The sequence below is a fragment of the Kitasatospora sp. GP30 genome, from assembly GCF_029892145.1.
In the GTDB taxonomy this organism is placed as follows: domain Bacteria; phylum Actinomycetota; class Actinomycetes; order Streptomycetales; family Streptomycetaceae; genus Kitasatospora; species Kitasatospora acidiphila.
Genome location: NZ_JARZAH010000092.1, coordinates 1 through 4,093, shown reverse-complemented (window position 1 = coordinate 4,093; position 4,093 = coordinate 1). Strand labels below are relative to the sequence as shown.

2 protein-coding genes are annotated in these 4,093 nt (G+C 70.0%); both read left to right on the top strand.

Annotated features, from left to right (window positions below; genetic code table 11):
* Positions 1–1,271: 1,271 nt before the first annotated feature.
* On the top strand, positions 1,272–3,080 hold the full coding sequence (locus P3T35_RS40205; protein WP_101378195.1) for a helix-turn-helix transcriptional regulator: 1,809 nt from the start codon (positions 1,272–1,274) through the stop codon (positions 3,078–3,080).
* A gap of 1 nt (position 3,081) precedes the next feature.
* Positions 3,082–3,702: a hypothetical protein gene (locus tag P3T35_RS40200; RefSeq protein WP_101378194.1), complete on the top strand. Its 621-nt coding sequence runs from the start codon at positions 3,082–3,084 to the stop codon at positions 3,700–3,702.
* Positions 3,703–4,093: the final 391 nt, after the last annotated feature.

Below are 4,093 nucleotides of genomic sequence, written 5' to 3'. Positions count from 1 at the left end.
TGCTGCCTGCTGCCTGCTGCCTGCCGCCTGCCTTCCGCTTTCCGCTTTCCGAGGGCCCGGTCGGGTCCGTACAGGGCCAGGTCCATATGGACTGGGGCGGTATTGTCCGCGACGGCGTGGTGGGTTGTCGGTTGCGCGGCGGCCCGTGCGACCCCGTTCCTGGAGGCGTCCGGGGGGGGGAGTGGTCTGGGCCCGCTTGGGGGTCCTGGTTCCGGCGGGCCAGGGGCTCGTCGCCGCCGGTAGTGTCGGTCGTGTCCCACTGCGGATTTGAACGCGCCGCTGTTGCGGGCCCGTCGCGGTCCCGGCGAGGAACGTGGAGGCCTTGGCCACGAGGTCGCGGTCGGGGCGGGTCTGCTGGTGCCGGAAGCGGGTGTGGTGGTGACCGAAGGCGTTCCACCGCGCCGCCTCGGACATCCGGCACGTCGCCGCCGGCGGCGGCGTGATGTGTGTCGGTGGTGACGCCGGATCCGGCAAGCCGTCGCTCTCCGGTATGCCCTGGCGCGCCTGTCCCAAGGGCCCGCGGTACGCCGTATCCCGCTACCCGTGGGCGCGGCCGCCGCCCGGCCGCCCTGCACCATCGCCGACGCGCTGTGCCTTACCGCGTAGCACCCCAACCGGCGAAGCGATACCGGACGCAAAATCGCAGCGGCCCTGCGGGCACCGGACCTGCTGGTCCTCGACGACGCGCAGCGCCTGTCGGCGCCATGCCTGGACTACCTGTGCCGACGGGTCCAGGGCCCCGGCACCCCGACCGCCCTGGTCCTGGCCGGAACGGCCGGCACCGAGGGCGTACTGCGCGTCCCGGAACCGGCCTCCCGCGTCCTGATCCGCTGCCGTATCCCCCCACTGGCGCAGGGCCAGGCCCCGACCGTCCTCTCAGCGTTCCACCCGCTGTGGGCACGGATACCGCTACGCGACCTGGCAGGGACCGACGACCAGGGAGCCCGGGGGATCCTCCGCGCCTACGCCCAGTTCACGACACCCATCATCGACATGGCGCCGACCGACCTGCTCGCCTGCTCCGGCAGCGCCCTGCTCGACCGGGCGTGGCACCGCCTCAAGGGAGCATGAGCAGGCCCGCCGAGCCCGGGACATCCCAAGATCTGCAGAGCACGGGAGCATCCTCGGGTGACATGTGCTGCGAACAGTGCGACCTGCACACATCGATGTGGATCCGCCATGGCCGGAGGCATCAAGGCCTTCCACATCGGCTACCGACTCAGCCCATGCTTAATGCAAAAATCCCATACTCCACTGATAGGATGCCCTCTATGACGCTCAGTACATTGGAGACGCTGCGACTTACCGTGGCCGCCCTGCGGCAGCGCACCGGCGAAAGCCAGCGCGAACTCGCCACCGCCGTCGAACTGACCCAAGACAAGGTGAGCAGACGTCAATCCGGCGCCCAACCCTGGTCCCTGGACGAGGTCGACGCCCTGGCCAAACACTGGGGCATGAGCCCGCTGGACCTGCTCGCCGGCCCCACCCACGCCGCCCAGGCCCTGACCTGGCCCCCCCACCCCGCCGACCCCCAACCGCAGCCGGTGGCGCCGCAGGCGCCGCCCCCGGCCACCTTCACCGCCACACAGCCCACCGCGGCTCCACCCCCAGCCGAACCGGCACCCGCCACACCGGCCGACCCGAGCCCCGAGAACCCACCGAAGCCGACCGCTCCTCAGCACCAGCGCACCGCCCACCCCGCCGACCCCGCAACCAGCGACACCGTCCTGACCGGTGATCAGCCGACCGAGCCGACCACGGACTACGACCGGGACCACCACGGCGAAGCGGTGCCGCACCCACCGGCGCCGTGCGAACGCTGCGGCCAGCCGGTCACCCACCGGGTCAACGGCCGCCCGCTGCACCTGGGCGGCTGGTGCACCCCCGCCCCCGGCCCAGGCGCCGCACCCCAGACCTCCGCCACCCCGACCACCCACCACCAGACCGCCACCGAGGCCACCGAGGCCACCGACGTCGCCGCCGCCCCCGCCCCCGCGCCGCACCCGGTCGCTGCGCCCGCCCCCGCCCCCGCGCCGCACCCGGTCGCTGCGCCCCAGCCGGCCATCGCAGGCGCCCAGGTCGAGTACGGCTCGACCGGCCGAGACCTGTCCTACTACCTCGACATGATCAACAGTGCGGTCGAGCAAGCCCTTCAGGAGTACGAGGGCGACACCGAGGCGGCGAGTGCCGCACTGGAAAAGAAAGCCATTCCACATTCAATGACACTCTTCGCCGCGACCCGAGTCGGCGCCGTCTACGAGCACACCGTCTATCCGGAGCGCCTGGAATTCCTCTCGAAAAAGACCCGAAACGGAGCGGACGAGATCTGGGAGGGCCGCCACAAGTGGGAGAACACCCCGCTGCTGGAGGCCATGCGCCGGGACCATACAGCCGAAGCGACGGTGGACGTCCTGGACACCAACGCCGCCTACTGCTCGGCACTGAAGACCCACCTACCGATCGGCGCCCTACAACACCAACCAAGCGGCGGCTTCGACCCGAAACGCTCCGGGATCTACCTACTCCCAGCCCGCCCGACCTGGGAACACCCGCACCTACCCGACCCGATCGGCAACCGCCACGAAGCCGGCCCCGTGCTCCTGGACGACGCCACGGTGCGCCTGCTGATCCGCTGCCACAAGCTCGGCCTGTGCGAGGCCCCACACATCACCGAGGCCTGGACCTCCGGCACGTCCGAGGGCCTCCTGGAGAAATTCCGCCGCGTCCTCACCCAGGCCCGCGAAAACGCCATCACCGACCGCGACCAAGTGACCGAGAAGTACGTCAAGGCGATGTACGCAAAATTCGCATCCACGATCGGCGAATCCACCTACAACCGCGACATCCGCCGCCCCGACTGGATGCACATCATCCGCTCCCAAGCCTTCGCGAACCTCTGGTACAAGGCCCACCGCGCCCACAAAGCCGGCTTGACGATTGTTCGGCTGCGCGGCACCGACGAACTCCACGTCACCGGAGAAACCGACTGGCGCACCGTCTTCACCGAAGGCCGCCTCACCACCCAGATGAAACTCAAGGACCAATACACCCTGCCCCTCAACCGGAAGCGAAGCGCCTGAAATGTCCACCGACGGATGGAAGAACTTCGGCCGCTACGGCGCCGACCGCGACCCCGGAAACGTCCACGGAAAAATCGCACTCGGCCGCGCCCTCGAAGACACCGTGGAACGCATGATCCTCGAAGGCGGCATCAAATCCCCCGCCACCAGCCGGCGCGGCCTCAAGGCCCGCATGCGCTACCTGACCACCCACAAAGGCGGCCGCCAGGCCCTCGCCGACGCCGGCATCACCGCCCGCCCGGCCACGATCCGCGCCTGGACCAAGGGCACCCAGCGCCCCCGCCCCGCCAACTTGGAGGCGATCGACACCGCCTACTGGTCGCTACGCGCGGCCAACGTACTGGCCAACCCAGCGCTGCTGAAGGCGCACCTGAACAACGGCGGCCGCGGGACCCGGATCGAGATCCACCCGATCAACCAGGACATCGTGGACGAGCCCCGCCGGCGCGACAACCTGAGAGTGCGCTCGTTCCAGGTCCGCTACGTCTGGGACGACGCCGTCGACGCCCTGACCGCCGGCGACGCCGACACCCTGGAAAGCATCTGGGACGACATCATCAGCGAACTGGACAGCGACTACGGGGCCTACCAGTACGTCTCCCACATCGGCCTCGGCGCCTGACACCACAACACCCACCGTCAGCAAGACCCAAAACGGGCCCGCCGACCACCCACCCAGCCGCCACCACCAGACCGCGGCCCCGTCGAACACAGCGACCGCCCAACCGCCCACCCCGGCCAGCCGCGAACGCGCCCACCACTCCCGCCACCAACCCCTGGAAACCCCCGCGCCCGACCACGAGCCCCCCGACATCGACACGCTCGACCCAAGCCGGCACCCGCGAGTCCTGCACACGCCGCCCCACGACTACCCCGAGACCAGCGACAAGGCATGGACAACCACCATCACCCAGAACGCCACCGAGCAGACCAACAGCAAGCAGCACTGACCGCCGACCAATAGCAGCTCCAAATTGGAGCCACGCCGCGCCAGGGCCCGTAGCCCCAGCCCC

What these genes read in the sequence shown, in the direction of transcription:
- P3T35_RS40200 (WP_101378194.1), top strand. Translation starts at nt 3,082, where the DNA reads ATGTCCACCGACGGATGGAAGAACTTCGGCCGCTACGGCGCCGACCGC.
- P3T35_RS40205 (WP_101378195.1), top strand. Translation starts at nt 1,272, where the DNA reads ATGACGCTCAGTACATTGGAGACGCTGCGACTTACCGTGGCCGCCCTG.